The sequence below is a fragment of the Flavobacterium hercynium genome, from assembly GCF_002217285.1.
Taxonomy (GTDB): Bacteria; Bacteroidota; Bacteroidia; order Flavobacteriales; family Flavobacteriaceae; genus Flavobacterium; species Flavobacterium hercynium.
The window spans coordinates 16,868-36,028 of sequence record NZ_MUGW01000023.1 but is presented as its reverse complement, the minus strand read 5'-3'; the positions used below and the strand labels follow the sequence as shown (position 1 = coordinate 36,028).

Below are 19,161 nucleotides of genomic sequence, written 5' to 3'. Positions count from 1 at the left end.
ACTTATATATTACTTTATTAATTAATGTTGCTTTTTTATTTACAAAAGGAAAATAAGATACATTATAATTAGTAGTTAAAGTAATGGAATCTTTTAAAGAATGTGTTAATGTTTTTTTATTTAAAACATATCTATAAATACCTTCTTTATCAAAAGTCTCTTTAAAACTTAATACTTTTTCATTCTTTTTAAATACAATAATAGAATCAAATAAATTCAATTTTCTTCGTTCTAAAGTGAAAATATTACTTTCAACCTCAATATCTTTATTATTGTAAAGATTAAAATAAAATACATTTGTTTTTTCTAATTTTGGTTTATTACAACTTATAAGTGAAATAACCGATATAATAAATATTATTTTTGCTTTCATTTTTTTAGTATTTACCTCCACTATAAGTCCACATCATGGTAGAAAGTTGTCCTGCCGTATAAAATCTTCCAAAAGTTGAATTTGCTTCTTGTATCCCTTTTGAAGCATCGTTTGGCCAACTTGTATTATTACCATTATGATTTAAAACTTGATTATGTTGCCAATGACTTTCGTGAACATTTTTTTTATGTGTTATATTACTGTCATCAAATCTTCCATCTTCCATAAAATCTTTTGCAGATAAATCAGCGTGCAAGAAGTTTTCATGAAAAATGGTTATTGTTCTACTAAATATCCATCTGGACATATTTTTTGCTGAAATTACTGTATTAGGATTTCTGTAATCATAAGTTTTGTTATCTTGTGAATCAACTTTTTCATAAGTATTAATACCAACAGTAATTGTGTTCTTTCCATCATCACCAGTTTCTCCTTTTGATGGCATTCCCCATTGACTTTCTTCCTCTCTATAGGTAGTAAAGTTTAAATTCAGTCCTGCACTATCATACTCTCCATTTTTATCAAAAGTTTGTCCAAAAATTGTTTGTCCTTTATGAGCAAATTGTGAAAGAAATTTCCTTCCAACTTTTGTACCTGCAAAAAGAATAAAAGCTTTATTAATAGCCCAATTTTCAGTTACTGATTTATCTACGCTAATTGAATCTCCTGCGACATCAATATAATAAACTGGATTGTTAGCGGCGTAATTGTATGGTGTTCTTTCTACATATTTTTCACTAAATCTGTCTATCTTCATAAATCTTCCAATTGTTGGATCATAATCACGCCAGCCATATGAGTAAACATTCAATCCCAGCTCGTCTTGGAATTCTTTTCCATTGTACTTATACTTATTCTCTACACCACTTTTAACATTATTATATCCTTCTTGTTTTAAACCAAATGGATAATAATTACTTTCTTCTTTGATTACCAAATTTTTATCATAACTCAAACGTACATTCCCTAAATGGTCTTTGTATTGATATATATATTTATAAGAACTTCCCTCTGGCTCGACATATCCTTGTGCTGTTGGAAAAAATTGTAATACGGTACTTCTTGGTGTGGTTTCTGTAGTTACATATTGATATCCTCCTAAATAATCTGTACTTACAGTAACTTCATTTGTTTTATTTACAATTTTTTGTACTTTCTGTCCCCCTGCATTGTAAATATATACAATATTTCCTGTTGTGGCAAAGCTTATTTGTGTTGGCAGATTTAAATGATTATAAGCTATAGCGGTTATGTTCTTGTTATTGTCTTTGATCATATTACCATTGTCATCATAACTATAATCGTCAACTGTGTTTGATGCGCTGTCCTTAAATTCATTTACAAAACTAGCATTATTAGGTACCACATCAACAACCTTCATCAATTGGTTACTATTGCTGCTATTTTTGTAACTGTACGTTAGATTGTCTATTAAAGTTGAAGTATTATCATTAAGACTTCCATTACGAGTTAAATTAAGAATATTCCCATTTTTATCATACGTCAAACTCTCATTATACAAATTCAAAATACTTCCTTTTTTGTAAACAGCATCCTTAAGTCGGTTTAATTTGTCGTAACGATAACCATAACTTCTTATCACACCATTATCTGAATTTGTTGCCCATTGCGTCTCCGCAATGTTTCCGTTATACAAAGGATTTACATCACTAATTCCCAGATTTGTGGTATTGTAATTTAATCTAAAAGCAAATAAATCTTTTGGATCTCCCGTTTTTATAAGAGCACTTATATCATTTATTCCAGTAAGCCATCCTCGGATATTATAAGAGTAATTAATATTTTGTGTTGGCAACGCTACTGTATTTCCAACTTTTTTTGCTGTTAACTGACCAAGTTCATCATAGGTGTTACTTGTAATTAATTCAACAGCACCTCCATTGATCTGATGTGTTTGAGTCAAAAGACGATCCTGAGCAGAGTAAGTAAAAGCATCAGTAGTCGTTAACTCCGCATTAGTAGCCGTTCTTTTATGTTTTGTAATATTATATTGTGCTTTACCAATAAAATCAAGTTTACTATCGGTGTAAGTGTAACCTCCTAAATGATTTATCATAAAACTTCTCACTGGTCTTGCCTTCTCATCATAAAATGTTGCAGTGGTTTCTCCCAGCTTTGCTGTACTAGATGTAAGAACTCTCGTCCATGAAGCTGTTGGCATGCCTTTTACCTGTGTTCCTGTCAAAATAGTTTGATTTTCTACCGTTGATGGAACTGCTATCGCTGGTGTACTTGGAAAATTATAATTGTCGTAATAATTAACTGTTAAAAGTTTAAAAGTAGTGGGAGAAACTACATTGGTATAAAAAGCATCAATCCCATCAATAGTGCCCGATGTTTGCTTACTCTCATTAAGCTGTGTTAGTGCTGTATTATCCTGAGCAGTCTGAAGCTGAATTCTTCCTAAACTAGTTGCTAAAGTACCATTCATCCAACCTGTAAATACCGGACGATTGAAAACATCGTATTTTGTGATCATCCATCCCGCTGAGTTCATATCAGAAAATGGGGAATTCGCTGGTCCTGTTGCTACTAACCTGTCTAACTTATCATAAACAATATATTCCCATTGTTTACCTGGAAGCTTTTTCTCTACTAATCTGTTACGATGGTCGTATTTGTATTGATAACACAAATTATCTAAATATACCTGATCTGAACCATTACCAGCAATTACAGCACTAAATGTACTTCCTGCCTGCGCTGTAAACCCAGGCAGTAATTGAATAGAATTAGTCGCCACAAGATGTAATGGATTTGCAGAGGTAACGGTTGCTGTAGATGTTAGATTAGCCTCCGCTATTGCCGTTGAACCTGTTCCTGTGATTAAATCGGCTGCTTTTGGAGGAATCACATAGGTGAGGTTTCCATAAATATCGTACACATAATAGGTATCATGTTTTTCGTTCGTTGTTCCTGCTCCAACTGTCCCATAAGTTCTTTTTAAAACAACCTGACCTTCTTTATTTTTAAATTCAACTGTTGCACCATTGGTTTCTATCAAAGTTCCAACAGTGTTTTCATCGTAAGTAACCGTCTTAAACAATTCGTTAGCCGCATAATAAGTACTGCCAGAAATAACTGTACGATAAACTCCTGATCCGGCATCCCAATTTGTAACGATAGTGAATTGTCGAACTTCATTTGCTATATTGGTTTGATAATCTAATTTTATTTCATGATCAGATCCTAATTTCCAATCGTTTCCGGGTGCTGCCTGACGCAAAACACGACTTAACGGAGACGCTTCAAATTGTTTTTGCGAAAAAGCATTTAGTGTATTCTCGTATTTGTCTGTATTATAAAAAGTATTGGTATTACTTAAAGCATTCTCTTTTTTATAATTATTTCCGGGATTAACTACTGCGTAAGGAAGATATTCTTTTTCCTGTCGGCCAATTGCATCATATTCAATATGCTTAACAACATCTGCCCCCGTTCCACCCTGACCAAAAGCAATTTCTTGTACAGGACGTCCGAGGCCATCAAAGTAGGTAATACTTTGAATCATTTCATCCTGAGTAAGACTATTAATATCAGCTGCCTGTACTGCTTTTTTAGGTAAAACTTTATAAATAAAATTATTGTCACTAAAAGTTTGAGCATGCATAGCTGAACAGCCTAATAACATTAAAGCTATTATATATATGTATTTTTTCATATTTGACAGACGATTAATTTGTTGATACTATACTTGCGTATGTTGCTCTTCCACCACCTCCCATCAAAATGACGGGAGAGCTTGATTGACCTGCTTTTAGCTCATACTGTTCATAAATATAACCATCAAATCCAGACGATGTATAATTAGCAATTTTAAGATTAAATATTCTACCACTGTGATTGCCATCATCAGCTGTAAATACAACCTCTAATTTTTTTAACAATTCGTTAAAATTTCCTCTAGCGACAAAGCCAATTGGAGAGCAATCCATTAAATTTGCATAAGCTCGTCCTTCATTTTCTAAGGTAATTTCTGCAAACTCATTTGCATCTGCCTGTGAATAATGAGATATTATTGTGTTGGCATAAATAGTATGTAAACGAGGTTTACCATAAAAATTTATAGGACAATTTTTCTTTGCAAAGGATTTACTTATAGTTGTTGTGTTATAATATGCACAATTTCCATGTGCAATGGCATAGTCACGACCTTCTGAATTAAATGCTGCCTGTGCTTTTGCATCAGCATCTGCTTGAGAAATAAAAGACCAATGCTTTCCAAGTGGTTGTGTGTAAGTAACTATTGATCCTTTTTTGTCTTTTTCACAATTATCTCTTGTAAAATCCGCGCTTCTGGAAGCACTATAAAAAGTACAGGTTGCAACACTATTAACATATGCCTGTCCATTTTGATCTATATCTCTTTGTGCTTGAGCATCTGCATCTGCCTGAGAAACTGTTGATGTATACTTTCCTGCACTCACCACATAAACACGTGTCTCAGGTTCTCCACCGGAAGCACAATTATTTCGAGTAAATGATTGCATTTTAGAAACACTAGAATAAGTACAAACCCCAGTGTTATTAGCATATGCCTGAGCAGCCTTCTGTGCTTGTGCTTGTGCATCAGCTTGTGATATTACAGATGTATATGTACCTGCTGCAATCCTATATTCAATTGGTGTTGTAGTTCCTGAGCCACAATCTTTCTTAAAAGATCCTGTTATTGCAGTATTAGAATAAATTTGGTTACAATTAGTAAGTTGTCCTTTATAATTGTAGCAATATCTTTCCAAAACATTCAAATTCTGGTCCCTTATGTATGAAAGTCTATTAAAATTATCATAACCGTAGAATATTGATATTCCTTTAGGATCCGTAATACTATTTATTCCTACAAGCGGTAAATAGGTATAAGTGGTAACTAAAGCATTAGACAAAGAGGTCCTCAAATTATTTAATCCTATTGTTAAATTTAATTCATCATTTGAATTCGAAAATGCTTGTAAACTTGCTATATATGGTGCTACATCGTTATAAACTGCATTTTCTATTTTTGCTATTGGTACTGATTTATTATACCCCCAAACTATAACAGTACTGCTGCCAAACAGAGGTGTATACTGCAATATATTACCATTATCATCGTATTTATCGTATGTAACTTTGCTTTCTAATTTTCCAACATTCGGTGACGTAAGAGATGGTAGATTATTAGGAAAATTTGCTGCATAATCATTTTTTGGTAATACCAGACGGGTACTTGAATCCCTACCAAATACGGTTACTTTATCAAATATTTTTTGTGTCCCCTTAAAAGTTTCCGTTTTTACAGGTAAACCTATTCTATTTGCAGACACTAAATCACTATTAAAAGGTAATGCTTGTACTTGCGTATCATAAGGATAGTAATAAATATTTTTTAATGATACCCCATCAGAATTGAAAGAAGTTTCACTAGCCAATTGATTTTTTGAGTTATAGGTAAATTGTTTTGTTTGTACAATTGGATTTGTACCATTTACGTCATAAGTAGTAATGGTATTCTGTATCGGATAATATTGGTAAGTAAAATTTTTAAGTCCAACCGCAAAAACAAACATGTCATTACCATGGTCAACTGGACATACCTGTGTAATAACGACTTTTCGTAAATATTCATCGAAACGTGCTACGTCATTTCTAAAAGAAAAGGTACTTGATCGTACCAATTTGTTACCGGAATTGTAATCATAAGTACCTATTTCTTTTCCTCGTTCTAATTCTAATGAAGAATAAGGCATATAAGAATCATCACCAGATATCCATCCTGTAGAACCTAACGCGATTTGATCGAAATGACTGACGTTATTTAAATCCGGACCATAATTAGTAAAATAATGTTTTGTATACGATCCATCTAAATTTGCTTCTACCACTTCGTCATAACCTACAGGAGCTCCGTGTCCAGCATAACTGTAATTGGAAATAGTATTTTGAGAAGTTTCAGAATACTCCACTTTGTAATAGCCAGACCGAGATTCTCTTACTGGTTCTTTTGCAGTCACAAATTCATATTTTGGAATTCCGTTTAAAACTCCACTAGAAGCAAGCGCATTTACATTTACTGCAGCTGAATATCCTTTTACATAATAGTAACTTTTTTTGCTTGCTAAAATATTTGTATCTGAGAAACTTCTAATCTCTTTAATTCTACTTCCGCCTCCAAAACCGCTGTAAGCATCCAACCCATTCCTTGTTTTAGAAACTACCTGCGAATAACTATTAGACTCCCAGTCAAATTCAGTATATCCATTTGTAGGATAATTTATTGTTTTAAGCAAACCTAGTGTTACATAATTTCTATTTGCATTTTTTGCTTCAAAAGGAAAAAGACTTCCAAATGCGCCATTATCATAGCTATTTAAAAATCCCCAATGATCCGTCATTGGTCCCATCAAACTATTTGGTAGAGACTCTAAGTTATTGTAGGTGAACGTATACTTTTGAGTAGTTCTATCAAAAAATTTATTAATCCCTTTTAATGCTAATCTTTGGTTGCTATTTTCATAATAATCGAAAGTATATTTTTTAACGTAATTACCATTTACATTACTCTTGATATATAACCCATATAAATTTAACCATTTGAACCAATCTGTAACATAATTAAAATTTTCAAGGTAAGGATATGATGAAGGACTTGAAGGATTAACATCTTTCATATTTAGTTTCATTACATTTTCCGGATATTTTAATGTAGTTGCAATTTGACTTGAAAATTCTACTGTTTCATTTTTTGTAATAATTTTAGTCAGGTTAACAGGATAGATATAGCTACCCGTCACTTTCATCCTTGGATGCGTATTCTTAGGATCAAGCCAAACTTGGCTACTATTATCTAAATAACCGTTTCTTAAATTCCACCATGCTAAACCTCCAAAATAGTAATTATCATAAAGATTACAATTTACATAAGTTCTTTCGTATTTAAATTCAACACTATTACCATTAACATCTACAATTTTATTTAACAACCATGTATCTGTATTTACATCATTAAATGTAGGAGAATAATAATACGATGTAAATTCAATTGCCTCAACACCTCCAAAAGAATACCTGGTTCCGTCTTCCGTTATTAAAGTAAAACCTTTAAATGCTCTTGATTTTTCATCATTTTGCCCCTGAAATTGATTGGTTAAAGATGAAAAACCATTATTATCTAAATCTTTTCGCAAACCTTTGTATTTATCTAATTCTTTTAATCTATCAACAAAAGAAATAAAACCATCCATTTCTATTTTAATATTTTCATTAGAAACAACAACCCATTTTTGTGTGACAGCATCGTAATAAAACTTACCACTATGACCAAGAAAATTAAACGAAAATTCATCAGCTTCAACATCTTTATTTATATCCGGCGCACTATTATCTGCATATTCCTCGAGTTTTTCTTTGGAATACCAATTAGCAACTTGCAAGTCCATACTACTAGGATCGTTTTTACTATTTGGAGCAGGATAATAAGATCTTACATAAGCCATAGAACCGGGGGATGCAAAATCAATTTCATCCGGAGATTTTCGCATTTGTCGACTAATTGAACCATAACTATTCAAGTTCCATCCCAAACCAACCCATCCCGGGTTCACATTTGGTTTTACAGAACTTGGATGATAACTTAATGAAATTGGCACTTTTATAGAGCCTGTTTCTATTACATGCAACGGTATTGATATATCAGGAGTACCTGTAAACAAACTAACAGGTATTTCCCCAAATTTTTCCAGTGCAGCTGTATTTGGACTTTTAATATCTGGAACAACCGTAGATTGCCCAAAAGTGATTTGCAATTGAAATGCAACTAAAAAAAGAACGAATAAAAATTTGTTTTTTTTAATCCTCATGTAAGTAAATTTATAATGTTTTGTATGTTTAGTTGTGTAATTTATTACTTTTCTAATCATGAATTAATCACTTAGATTTTTCAATTTTAATTCCTATTTCTTAAATAGTTAAATTGACCACAAGAGTAGAAATTTTAATTTTAATTAACAATCTAAAAACTATATTTTTTCAAAAAAAATACTTAAAATTTTCTTGTATAACGTCTTATCTTGTTTGTAATTCCAATTTAGAAAACATTAAACAAGGGCAATAAACACTAAATCAACATTCTTAAATTTTAACAGAATCATTAACAGAATATTTCTTAACGAGCCTTTGAATTTCTTTTCAATAAAAAAGATATATTTGTAAAAATTAATTTATACTTCGTTTTGAAAAAAAATCTACTTAAAAAACTTCCTTCTTTCAACCTACAGGAAATGTTGATCGTGCTGGCAATCATTGGAATACTGCTATTAATCGCTTTACCAAACCTGATGCCGCTTATAACAAAAGCTAAAAGTGTAGAAGCACAAGTACAGCTAAAAGCTATTTACAATGCCGAAAAGCAGTATTTTTTTATGTATTCTAAATACAGCCCGGATTTTGCTGAAATAGATTTTGAAGTACCCAAAACAACAAAAGAAAATGGTAGCGCTAACTACGTATACGAAATTATACAATCGACTAATAATGAGTTTAAGGTAAAAGCAACTGCCATTACAGACTTTAATGGAAATGGTGTTTTTAACGTTTGGGAAATAGACCAAAATGGTACGCCCAAGCAAATTGTACAAGACTAAATGTGGTATTTCAAATTAATCTTAATTATTGTTTTCACTACAATTTTCTATCAGGATTTTAAAAGCCGAATGGTTTATTGGTTTCTGTATCCTGTTGTGGGAATTTTAGCTTTTGGGATTCAGTTACATTACGTTCCGTTAGCCATTGGACTCTCTAATTTTGGTTTTAATTTGTTGTTTGTTTCCCTCATTTTAGGAATAAGCTTTTTATACCTTCGTCTCCGAAAACTGGCCATCACAGCTGCTATTGGTTTAGGAGATATTTTATTTTTTGCCTTTATTACGTTCACTTTTTCAATAGTATCCTTTTTAGTTTTATTTATATTTTCATTGATGTTTGCTGTTATTTTACATTTCGTGCTTAGCTTAAAAAAAGAACAACAAACTGTTCCGTTAGCCGGTTATATGTCACTTTTTTTCCTTGTAGTGTATACAATCACTTTTTTTCATAACAGCTCTTTTTTATACGCCTACTAGATATGGAAAATTTTGATGTACCCGTAGAATTTCAGCAACTTATAAAAGCAGAACAAGCTTATTATTACAGAATAATTCCTGTTGGAAAAAACAGTGATAAAGTTATACTCAAAACGGATACTGCTGATATTTTTAGCCTACAAAATGAATTAGGAATTTTATTGAGTTTTAAAGTTGAACTTACAAACGATTCAACAGAAAACATCAACAGGTATTTAAGTACTAATTACAGGAAAACAAGCGCCAACAGTGTTTCTGAAATTCATTACACAAATGACTTTCTTGAAAAAATTGTATTAAATGCCAAGGAAATAGGAAGCAGTGATATCCATTTTGAACCGTACGAAAAAAATGCACGCGTTCGCTTTCGTTTAGACGGAAAACTAAAAGAGCAATTTCATATTTCTGTTGAAGAATATCCAGTTATTGTCAATAAGATAAAAATCCGAGCACAATTGGATATTTCTGAAAAACGTCTTCCGCAGGATGGTCGTATTACAATGGTCACCGATTATCAGGATTTTGATGTTCGTGTATCTGTCTTACCGACTTTGCATGGTGAAAAAGTGGTATTACGTATTTTAAGCAAAGACACAAGTCATATTGATATTAATTCTCTTGGTTTTACCGAAAGAGAATTGTTGCCTTATCTCGAAAACATAAAAAAACCCAACGGTATTGTGCTAATTTCCGGACCCACAGGATCTGGAAAAACAACTACCTTATATGCTACGCTAAAAAAACTCAATGTTCCTAATACTAATATTCTAACGGTAGAAGATCCTATCGAATATACGCTTGAAGGAATCAATCAGGTACAATTAAGAGAAAACATCGGGCTGGATTTTGCCACAACATTGCGAACTTTTCTACGACAGGATCCAGACATTATTATGGTGGGAGAGATTCGTGATGTAAATACCGCAAATATGGCGATTCGTGCGGCTTTGACCGGGCATCTTGTGCTATCTACCATTCACACCAACTCTGCCTGGGCAACTGTATCCCGACTAATAGATATGGGAATTCCGGCATTTTTAATCGCCAGTACGTTAAACATTAGTGTTGCGCAACGATTAGTGCGTAAACTGTGTGCATCATGCAAAAAGGAGGAAGTTATAGATTCTGCCATTTTTCCGAGTGGATTTAAAACTCCTGATTCGCTAACATCTCATCATGTGGCTGTAGGATGCGAAGCCTGTTACCATACCGGTTATTCAGGAAGAAAAGCAATTTACGAGATTTTGCCTATTGATGTTGAGCTGTCTAATTTAATCAAAAACAATCAACTGGATATCAACGAGTATCTGGAAGAAAAAAACATATACACATTAAAACGAAATGCGATATTATTAATTAAAGAAGGAACGACTTCTGTAGATGAAGTTTTTTCATTACTCTTATAAATTAAAATATCTAAAATCTCACAATTGATAAAATTCATGAAAAAAATAATTATCCTGTTTTTACTATTAGCTTTCCAGACTTCATTTTCTCAGGAAAACAGAATTCTACAGCTTAAAAACCAAATAGAAGTAATTACAGCTGATGCTCCGGGATTAAATGAAAAAGTTAACATTAATATTAAGGAAGCTTCGTTATCGAGCTTTTTACTGGCGGTTTCGCAGGTACACAAGTTAAATATAAGTGTAGCTCCTAATTTAAGCCAGATCAATATCGTTAATAATTTTTCTAACGTAACGGTTGGCGATTTAATTGTTTTTCTCTGTAAAGAATACAATCTTACCATCGATTTTACCGGAAATATTCTGGCTATAAAATCGTATTCCAAACCAGTCGAATTACCTGCTGCGAGAGCTATTGATGTTAACTACGATTTGCAAAATAACTTATTGTCTTTAAATTTAAAGGATGATAAATTATATGATGTTTTTAGAAAAATCATGGATGAAAGTGCTAAGAATTTAGTTTTTGCACCAGGATTGGAAAATCAGTCATTAACGGCCTACATCAAAAACATGCCTTTTGATGCAGCTTTGAATAAATTTGCATTTGCCAACAATCTTACGGTTACGAAATCAAGAGATAATTTTTACGTTTTTGATAAAGCAGAAGGTAACTTTGCAGGTGAAGGAACAGCAGATGTGAATGGTACGATAAGACAAAACAAACCGCATAGGCCTAGAAAATCAAATTTTTTCTTCAACATAGTTGATTCGGATAAAAAACTATTAGATGTTGATTTTGAAAATACACCCATTTCCAGTATTGTTTACGACATAGGTCATGAACTTGACATTGACATGTTTATTTCGAGTCCGCTTGAAGGGGCAGGAAATGCAACCGTAAAAGCCAAAAACATAACTTTTGATGCTCTTTTATCGAAGATATTTGAGACCAAAAACGAAAATAATGTTTCGAATAATAATGCTCAACAATTTAATAATTCCGGAAGTAATGCTCCGGCAACAGCAGGAGGTTCTTTTACCTTTATGAAAAACGGTGCTATTTATTATTTTGGTACCAAAGAGCAATTAGTTGTCCGAAATATCAAATCTATCCCTTTGATGCACCGCTCGATTGAAATTTTAAGTGATCCATCAAAAGAAGGACGAAGTGCAGGTAGATTAAATAATACGAACAATTACACCAATTACAGTTCTAATAATGGTTCCGGGTACGGATCTAATTACAATTCAAGTGGCAGTTTATCTGATAACAGAAGTGGTTCTAACTATCAAAGCAATAGCAACAATTACAATAGCAGCAGTTCTTCGGGTTCATCCAGCAACCCTTCTGAATCTATTTTAACTATTATTCCGGATGAGATAAAAAAAGACCTTGACATTAAAATTGACAAAGAGTTAAATAGTTTTATAGTAAACGGCCCTGCTGCCAATATAGACCGTTTTGAATCTTTTATTCAATATATAGATAAGGCTGTTCCTGTTATACTTATCGAAGTAATGTTGTTAGAGGTAAACAGAAGTGCAATTGTAGAAACAGGTATAAAAGCTGGTATAGGTGATAAACCTGTAACTACATCAGGAACTGTTTTTCCTACTGCAGACATTAATTTAGGCGCATCTACAATTAACAAAATCATTGATGGTTTTAGTGGATTTGGTTCGTTAAATATCGGGCAAGTTGTTCCTAATTTTTATCTAAGCCTTAAAGCGATGGAAACGAATGGAAATTTAAAAATTCGTTCTTCTCCAAGATTATCAACATTAAACGGGCATAAAGCTTATTTATCTATTGGAGAAACAACGTATTACGTAGTTACCAATCAAAATTTTTACGGATCACAAATTCCACAAGCTTCAGAGATTAAGAATTATCAGCCAATTGATGCTGAATTATCTGTTACGATTATGCCACTGGTTTCCGGTAACGGGCAAATTACTATGGATGTTAAGGTTATACAATCGAGCTTTAATGGTCAAAAAGTAGACAAAGATGCTCCTCCGGGAATTAATTCTAGAGAGTTTACTTCTATTATTCGAGTAAAGGATCAGGATCTGATTGTTTTAGGAGGTCTTGAAGAGTCTGTAAAAAATGATTCCGGAACGGGAGTGCCATTATTATCGAGAATTCCAATTTTAAAATGGATTTTCAGTTCTCGTAAACGAGAAGATTCAAAGAAAAAATTAAGCGTTTTAATTAAACCTACTGTTATTTACTAATGACTTTACCATCTATAACTACCTTTTTGCTGGGCAAAGAATTTATGGGCGTTGAACACTTTACTTTAAATGGTGAGGACAAGATTGCATTGCTGTTAGTGGAAAAGAAAAAAGAAGGATTAGTAATTTCTAAAAAAGACAGGGTAAGTTACAACGGAAAGATAGCGGAAAAATGGGATTCTAAATTGCCGTTCCTTTTAGTAATAAACACCAATCAGGTTATTCACAAGGAAGTTGCAGGAATAGATGCTTCTGATGAAAAACTATTGTATAAAGCATTTCCTAATACGAATTGGGATGAATTTTATTTTGAAATTTGGCGGTTAAAAGAAAAGTCTATTGTTGCTATTACAAGGAAGACTTATTTAAACGAGATCATTGCCAATTATGAAGCTCAAAAAATAGCAATTGCAGGCATTAGTTTAGGTATTTGTGCTATCGCTGAAATTATAGAGTATACAGCAGAAGATAAATTACTTACTAATCATCAGATTATTTCAAAAGAAGAACAAAATCAAATTGTTACAACAGGTACTCAGGAAGATGCGATACATTATATCATCAACGATTTACCCTTAGAGAACAGGCAACTATTGGCTTTTTCCGGTATTCTGAGATTTATAACAAATACTTCTTCAAATACTGGATCTATTATATCGTACAGCGAAGAATTGCATGATGGCTATAATCAGAATATCTTTTTCACCAAAAGTATCAAAATTATGGTTGGTGTACTGTTGGCAATTCTATTTCTTAATTTTATCTTCTTTTCGCATTATTACTCACTGGCTCAGGAAACATCTGAAACATTGCTGGTTAATAAATCGTCTATTCAGGATGTCAGTAAAATAAAAGAAAGAATCATCGTAAAAGAAGAAAAAGTAAAAAACATTGTTGGCAAAACTACGTCTCAAACTTCTCTGATTATAAATGAAATAGCAAGTAAAATTCCTTCTTCTATTTTATTATCAACATTGACTTTTGATCCGTTAGAGAAAAAAATAAAAGCAGAAGAACCAATCCTTACAACTGAAAAGACTATTGTAATCGCTGGTACTACTATTTCTAATGATGCGTTTACAACCTGGGTTGAGGCAGTAGAAAAACTACCCAAAATTGATCAGGTCTTAATTACTCATTTTGGAAAAAATGATGCCAATGAAACTGAGTTCTCTATTAAATTAACTTTGAAATAAAATGAAGCTGAATCTCAAAAATAAACTTCTTTTACTGGGCTTTTTAATAGCATTATACATTTGTTATTCCTTCGCGATAGCAAATACAATCACTTATTATAAAGAATTTAAGACGAAAGAAGAGCAAATTGCCACTGATCGTAATTTACCGAATATCGTCGCAAAATTAACGCAAAAAGACAGAGGTCTTGATCAAATATTAGCTCAATATGACACTACGGTATCAGAATCATTTCAAAATGATTTACTAAAACAATTATCTGATTTTAGTAGCCACTATCAATTAAAAATTACTGATTTTCAAGAACCGCATACTTCTACACAAAAAGGTTTAAATGTAACGAGTTATGTATTCTCCTTAGAAGGTTCTTTTAATGGTACGCTGGCATTGATCAATAAAATTGAAAACAATCCGTCATTAGGAGCTATAAAGCATTTGAGCTTTGAAAAGAAAAAAAATTATAAGACCAATACAGATCAATTATTTGTACAGGTTATTATGCAAAAAACAAAAGGAATTTAAGATTCAATATTACAATCAAAAGTCTGTCTCAATACATTTAAAAATACAGTCTTAAAAATAAAAATTATGACAAAAAATTTAGCCGTTCTGTTATTGTTAATCTGCCTGGGCTGCCATACAGCAAAAATTAAAAATGAAGACTATAAATTCTCCTCTTCAACAACAGAATTGGGAAGTATTGGAACATCGGCGGTTACGTATAACAAAACGATGTTTAGCACAAAAGCATTTCCACAATTAGAAAACCCGATTAGATTAGAGATAGGAATTGTTCCTTATAACAAAAAGCTTAATAAAATATACAATTCAAAAGCTAAGTTCAATCAGAATCAACAGAAAATAGCTTATATCGATAGCTTGCCTGTTAAGCCGGAAGTAGCTATAATTAAAATTTTAGATTTCGCAGGATTAGTAAAAGAAATAAATTCAGATTATAACTCAACTATTTTACAGTTGCTTATAAATAATCAATCCTCAAAAATTGTTTCGAGCATAGCGGTGAATGTATCAGCAGATGAAATTAGTAAAATTAAACAAGCTGATGCTTTTTACCTTTCTAATAATCAATATAAAAAATACGTTATTTCTTTATATAAATCAGGAAAGAAAACTGAATCTATAACGATAAACCCTGAATCAGTTGTTGCATATCAATTAAGCTCCTTCTGCTGGTCTGTTTCTGAAAGAGGAAATTGGTACATTGCAGATATTGTAAATGAGTATAGCAGTTGTAAAGGAAGTACCAAAAGTAAGATTAGTGATAAGAAAAAAACAAAAAGCCTATACGACCTATAGTCTATTTAGTTTCTAGTAAAGATTCTTAAAAATATACCATTTTCAATTTTACCAAACTATTATGATTAAAAGCTCAATCTATAAATATCTTTCCATTTTTACTGTCTTAATTTTCACTTCATGCGAAGAAATTTTAATTGTAGATGACATTTCAAAAGAAGAAGTAACTATAATTGCACCTTCAAATGGTACTATATTATCATCATCCGGTGTTACTTTTTCCTGGGATGCTGTAAAGAGTGCTGATAAATACCGACTGCAAGTTGCCTTACCAAGTTTTGAAGCTGCACAACAATTAATCCTCGATACTATCGTATCCAAAAATTCCTTTATTCAACAATTAAACATTGGTAAATACCAATGGCGTGTTAAAGCACTAAACAATGCTTATGAAACTGCTTACACAACTCATAGTTTTGAAATTTTAAATAATGATGATTTTCAAAACAATACGGTAATTTTAGTGACACCAGCCAATAACTTAATCACCAAAACTGCATTGCAGAGACTATCCTGGAATTCTATCATTGGAGCCTCAGCTTATCAGCTTGAAATTGCAGACGAAAATGGTACTTTGGTAAAACAACAAAATTCTGCTGATACTTTTTTAAGTCATACGTTTGAAGATGGAAAATTTACCTGGAAAGTAAGAGCCAGCAACGGTACTAATGAAACTTTATATACAACACGATCGATTGTTGTTGATACAAAAGTACCTAATACTCCCACTCTAACCAGTCCCACAAATGCCAGTACAACAACTGCTACTAGTATAAATTTTCAATGGAGCAGAACTCCAATTCCCGGAAGCACTGAAAAAGACAGCATTTTTGTATTTAATGACAGTGCTCTTACGAATTTAAACTTCAAGGATCTCGCTGCAAATCCTTACAATAAAACATTGACGGCAGGAATTCATTACTGGTATGTAAAATCGTATGACGCTGCCGGAAATGAAAGTGTAAAAAGTACCACTTTCAGTTTTACAATAAATTAATACTAATCAAATATAAAAAATACATGAAGAATCAATACTATAAAACAATACTTTTAGTTTTAGTATTTAATCTTGGTTTTGCTCAAAATTCAAGTTTTAAAGTAGGTGGCGACGGTGATAAATTCTATCCCGTAACCTTTATTGATGGTGGTTGGGGATATAATGAACCTACAAATCTGGTTTTAGGACGCAGTGACACGCATCAGGATTCGAACTGGCGAGGATCATTGATTGCTACTTTTAATTTTCACGTAACTTCATGGGGAAATGGATCTGAGTTTATAGAAGCCGACATTAGAAATTCAAATGCAAGCCGTTATACTATATATCCATCATTTATAGCGGGCTGGGTCGATGCTACAACAAGAGGAGGTTGTAACTGTATTGTAATCTGGCTTCGTGGCGGACAAACAACTTATACGTACAAAAGTAATTTTCCCGTAAACCCAACTATATATGACGGAGTACAAAATACATTACCCTATACTGAGCCTGGCAGTGGAATAGTACATACTTTTAAAAGTGCTGTCGAAAAATATGCTAAAGATTCCGGAACGCATCAAAACAGGAATGCTTACTTCATGGATAGAGTAGGTATTGGTACTACTTCTCCAGATGAGAAACTTACTGTGAAAGGAAAAATTCATACGGAAGAAATCCTTGTCGATACCAATGTCAAAGATGTTCCGGATTATGTTTTCGCTAATGATTATAAATTAAAATCATTACAGGAAGTTGAAAATTATATTAAAGAAAATAACCACTTACCAGAAATTCCATCGGCAGAAGAAATTGCAAAAAATGGTTTATTGTTAGGAAAAATGAATTTAGATTTATTAAAAAAAATCGAAGAAATGACGCTTTACATGATCGAAATGAAAAAAGAAAATGACAAGCAGGCTCAAGAAATTGAAACTTTAAAAAATTTGATTTTGCCACTCCAAGAAACAAAAACGACCTTAAATAAAAAATATTAATTCTGAAAAAACGAACAGCAATGATCAAAAAACTAACATTATTCCTTGTCTTATTTGTAACATCTAATGCTTTCTCACAAATAAATCTAGATCAAAATGGTGTAAAATCAACTGTAACTAACGTATTATCAGCTGATAAAGCTCAGACAAAAAGATACGAGATCGCTAATGTAGGATATAATTATTATCACTGGCAAACAGGAGGACTTATAATCATCGAACTTTTTCAGGAATATTATGGTACGGGATACCATAAATATATTATTGAAAATGGCTATGGACAAAATAGTAATTCAGCAAGAGCTGTTCTTAAATTAGTTGAATCTCATGGATTAGTTCATGAAGCAATTATTAAATTAGGTACACCAACAAATTTAGCTACAACTCTTGGTGACTATATAAACCAACAATTACCTATTTATCTTGATATAAAAAATTATGCCCGATACAGAGCAAAAATTACGTATTTACAGCAAAAAGTAGATGTAGTTACAGATATAAATCAAATTAAAATCAATCCAAATCCTGTCGGTGTTAATATTGATCCTTTTGAAACTCCACTTGATTTAAATACTAATCTTAAAATAACCGGAGCGGGAAATCATTATATATTAAACGGAAATGTAGGTATTGGAACTGACTCTCCAGACGAGCTATTAACTGTAAAAGGGAAAATTCACACAAAAGAAGTTCGCGTAGACCTTGGTTTTACTCCTCCTGACTATGTTTTCGAAAGTGATTATCAATTGAAATCACTACATGAAGTAGAGAATTACATTAAAGAGAATAAACATTTACCTGAAATTCCATCAGCAAAAGAGATTGAAAAAAATGGTTTGATGCTGGCTGAAATGAACATGAGTCTATTAAAAAAAATCGAAGAACTGACGCTTTACAGTATCGATCAGAACAAAAAAATTGATGCACAAGCCAAAGAAATCGAAACTCTAAAAAACGTAGTTACTCGTGTAGCTGAAATTGAGGCAAAATTAAAAGGAAAATAAGGCTTTAATGAAAAATAAAAAAAATATCTATATTCTTCTTCCACTGGTTTTACTAGTGTGGGGTGCTGTTTTATTTCAGTTCCTCTCTTTTACGAGTGGAGAAGAAATTGTAGATACGAATAATCCGGAACTAGTTCTAAAACCTTTAAAATTTAATAAAAGACAATCTTTTACTATAGATGTTAACTACAGAGATCCTTTTTTAGGAAAGATGTACGCAGAAAATACTGGTGTTAAAACCAAAGTAACAACCAAAAAAACAAGAGCGGTAAGTACTAAAGAACCATTAGTCTGGCCAACCATTCTATACAAAGGTTTAATTTCTGATACCAAAGACAAAACCAAAATTTTTGTACTTATTATCAATAATAAAAACTATTATATGAAAATTGGCGATACTGAGGATAATGTGTTTTTAAAAAGTGGAGATAACGAAGCAGTTTACGTAAGATATAAAGGAAACCTAAATATCATAATGCTACAGGATTGAAAATAAAGTTTAAAATTAAATCTGGTGCCTTGCAATTTACTGT

At 32.2% G+C, this 19,161-nt stretch carries 14 protein-coding genes; 11 read left to right on the top strand and 3 right to left on the bottom strand.

All coding sequences use genetic code 11. The features are described 5' to 3' along the window. The 3 genes from B0A66_RS12020 to B0A66_RS12010 form a co-directional block, all read right to left on the bottom strand. Positions 1 to 373 (bottom strand): hypothetical protein (locus B0A66_RS12020; RefSeq protein WP_133063743.1); only part of this gene is annotated, 373 nt, incomplete at its 3' end. A 4-nt stretch (positions 374 to 377) separates the two neighbouring features. Then, positions 378 to 4,055, bottom strand: a complete 3,678-nt coding sequence (locus B0A66_RS12015; protein ID WP_244283456.1) for a DUF6443 domain-containing protein — start codon at positions 4,053 to 4,055, stop codon at positions 378 to 380. Between the two features lie 13 nt (positions 4,056 to 4,068). Next, positions 4,069 to 8,229, bottom strand: coding sequence for a DUF5977 domain-containing protein (locus B0A66_RS12010; protein WP_123868238.1), 4,161 nt, complete (start codon positions 8,227 to 8,229; stop codon positions 4,069 to 4,071). Positions 8,230 to 8,601: 372 nt separating this feature from the next. Here B0A66_RS12010 and B0A66_RS12005 point away from each other — a divergent pair, with 372 nt between their 5' ends. The 11 genes from B0A66_RS12005 to B0A66_RS11955 all read left to right on the top strand — a co-directional run bounded on the left by B0A66_RS12005 (position 8,602) and on the right by B0A66_RS11955 (position 19,118). After that, positions 8,602 to 9,012, top strand: a complete 411-nt coding sequence (locus B0A66_RS12005; RefSeq protein ID WP_283407362.1) for a prepilin-type N-terminal cleavage/methylation domain-containing protein — start codon at positions 8,602 to 8,604, stop codon at positions 9,010 to 9,012. Continuing rightward, on the top strand, positions 9,013 to 9,489 hold the full coding sequence (locus B0A66_RS12000) for a general secretion pathway protein (RefSeq protein WP_089050085.1): 477 nt from the start codon (positions 9,013 to 9,015) through the stop codon (positions 9,487 to 9,489). Positions 9,490 to 9,491: 2 nt separating this feature from the next. Next, positions 9,492 to 10,895 carry a GspE/PulE family protein gene (locus tag B0A66_RS11995; protein ID WP_089050084.1) on the top strand — a complete coding sequence of 468 codons (1,404 nt, stop codon included), beginning with the start codon at positions 9,492 to 9,494 and terminating at the stop codon, positions 10,893 to 10,895. 36 nt (positions 10,896 to 10,931) lie between these two features. Continuing rightward, positions 10,932 to 13,136 carry a type II secretion system protein GspD gene (locus tag B0A66_RS11990; RefSeq protein WP_089050083.1) on the top strand — a complete coding sequence of 735 codons (2,205 nt, stop codon included), beginning with the start codon at positions 10,932 to 10,934 and terminating at the stop codon, positions 13,134 to 13,136. Then, a complete protein-coding gene (locus B0A66_RS11985; protein ID WP_089050082.1) occupies positions 13,136 to 14,332 on the top strand; it encodes a general secretion pathway protein in 1,197 nt (398 codons plus the stop codon). The genes B0A66_RS11990 and B0A66_RS11985 overlap by 1 nt, the downstream gene beginning before the upstream one ends. A 1-nt stretch (position 14,333) precedes the next feature. Next, positions 14,334 to 14,855: a general secretion pathway protein gene (locus tag B0A66_RS11980; RefSeq protein ID WP_089050081.1), complete on the top strand. Its 522-nt coding sequence runs from the start codon at positions 14,334 to 14,336 to the stop codon at positions 14,853 to 14,855. A gap of 66 nt (positions 14,856 to 14,921) precedes the next feature. Further along, positions 14,922 to 15,650, top strand: a complete 729-nt coding sequence (locus tag B0A66_RS11975; RefSeq protein ID WP_089050080.1) for a hypothetical protein — start codon at positions 14,922 to 14,924, stop codon at positions 15,648 to 15,650. A gap of 61 nt (positions 15,651 to 15,711) precedes the next feature. After that, entirely contained in the window at positions 15,712 to 16,647 is a 936-nt protein-coding gene (locus B0A66_RS11970) for a hypothetical protein (RefSeq protein ID WP_089050079.1), read from the top strand. A 23-nt stretch (positions 16,648 to 16,670) separates the two neighbouring features. Next, positions 16,671 to 17,624 (top strand): tail fiber protein, encoded by a 954-nt coding sequence (locus tag B0A66_RS11965; RefSeq protein WP_089050078.1) that lies wholly within the window; start codon positions 16,671 to 16,673, stop codon positions 17,622 to 17,624. A gap of 20 nt (positions 17,625 to 17,644) precedes the next feature. After that, entirely contained in the window at positions 17,645 to 18,628 is a 984-nt protein-coding gene (locus B0A66_RS11960) for a tail fiber protein (protein ID WP_089050077.1), read from the top strand. A gap of 7 nt (positions 18,629 to 18,635) precedes the next feature. Then, entirely contained in the window at positions 18,636 to 19,118 is a 483-nt protein-coding gene (locus B0A66_RS11955; protein ID WP_089050076.1) for a hypothetical protein, read from the top strand. The last annotated feature ends 43 nt before the right edge of the window (positions 19,119 to 19,161 follow it).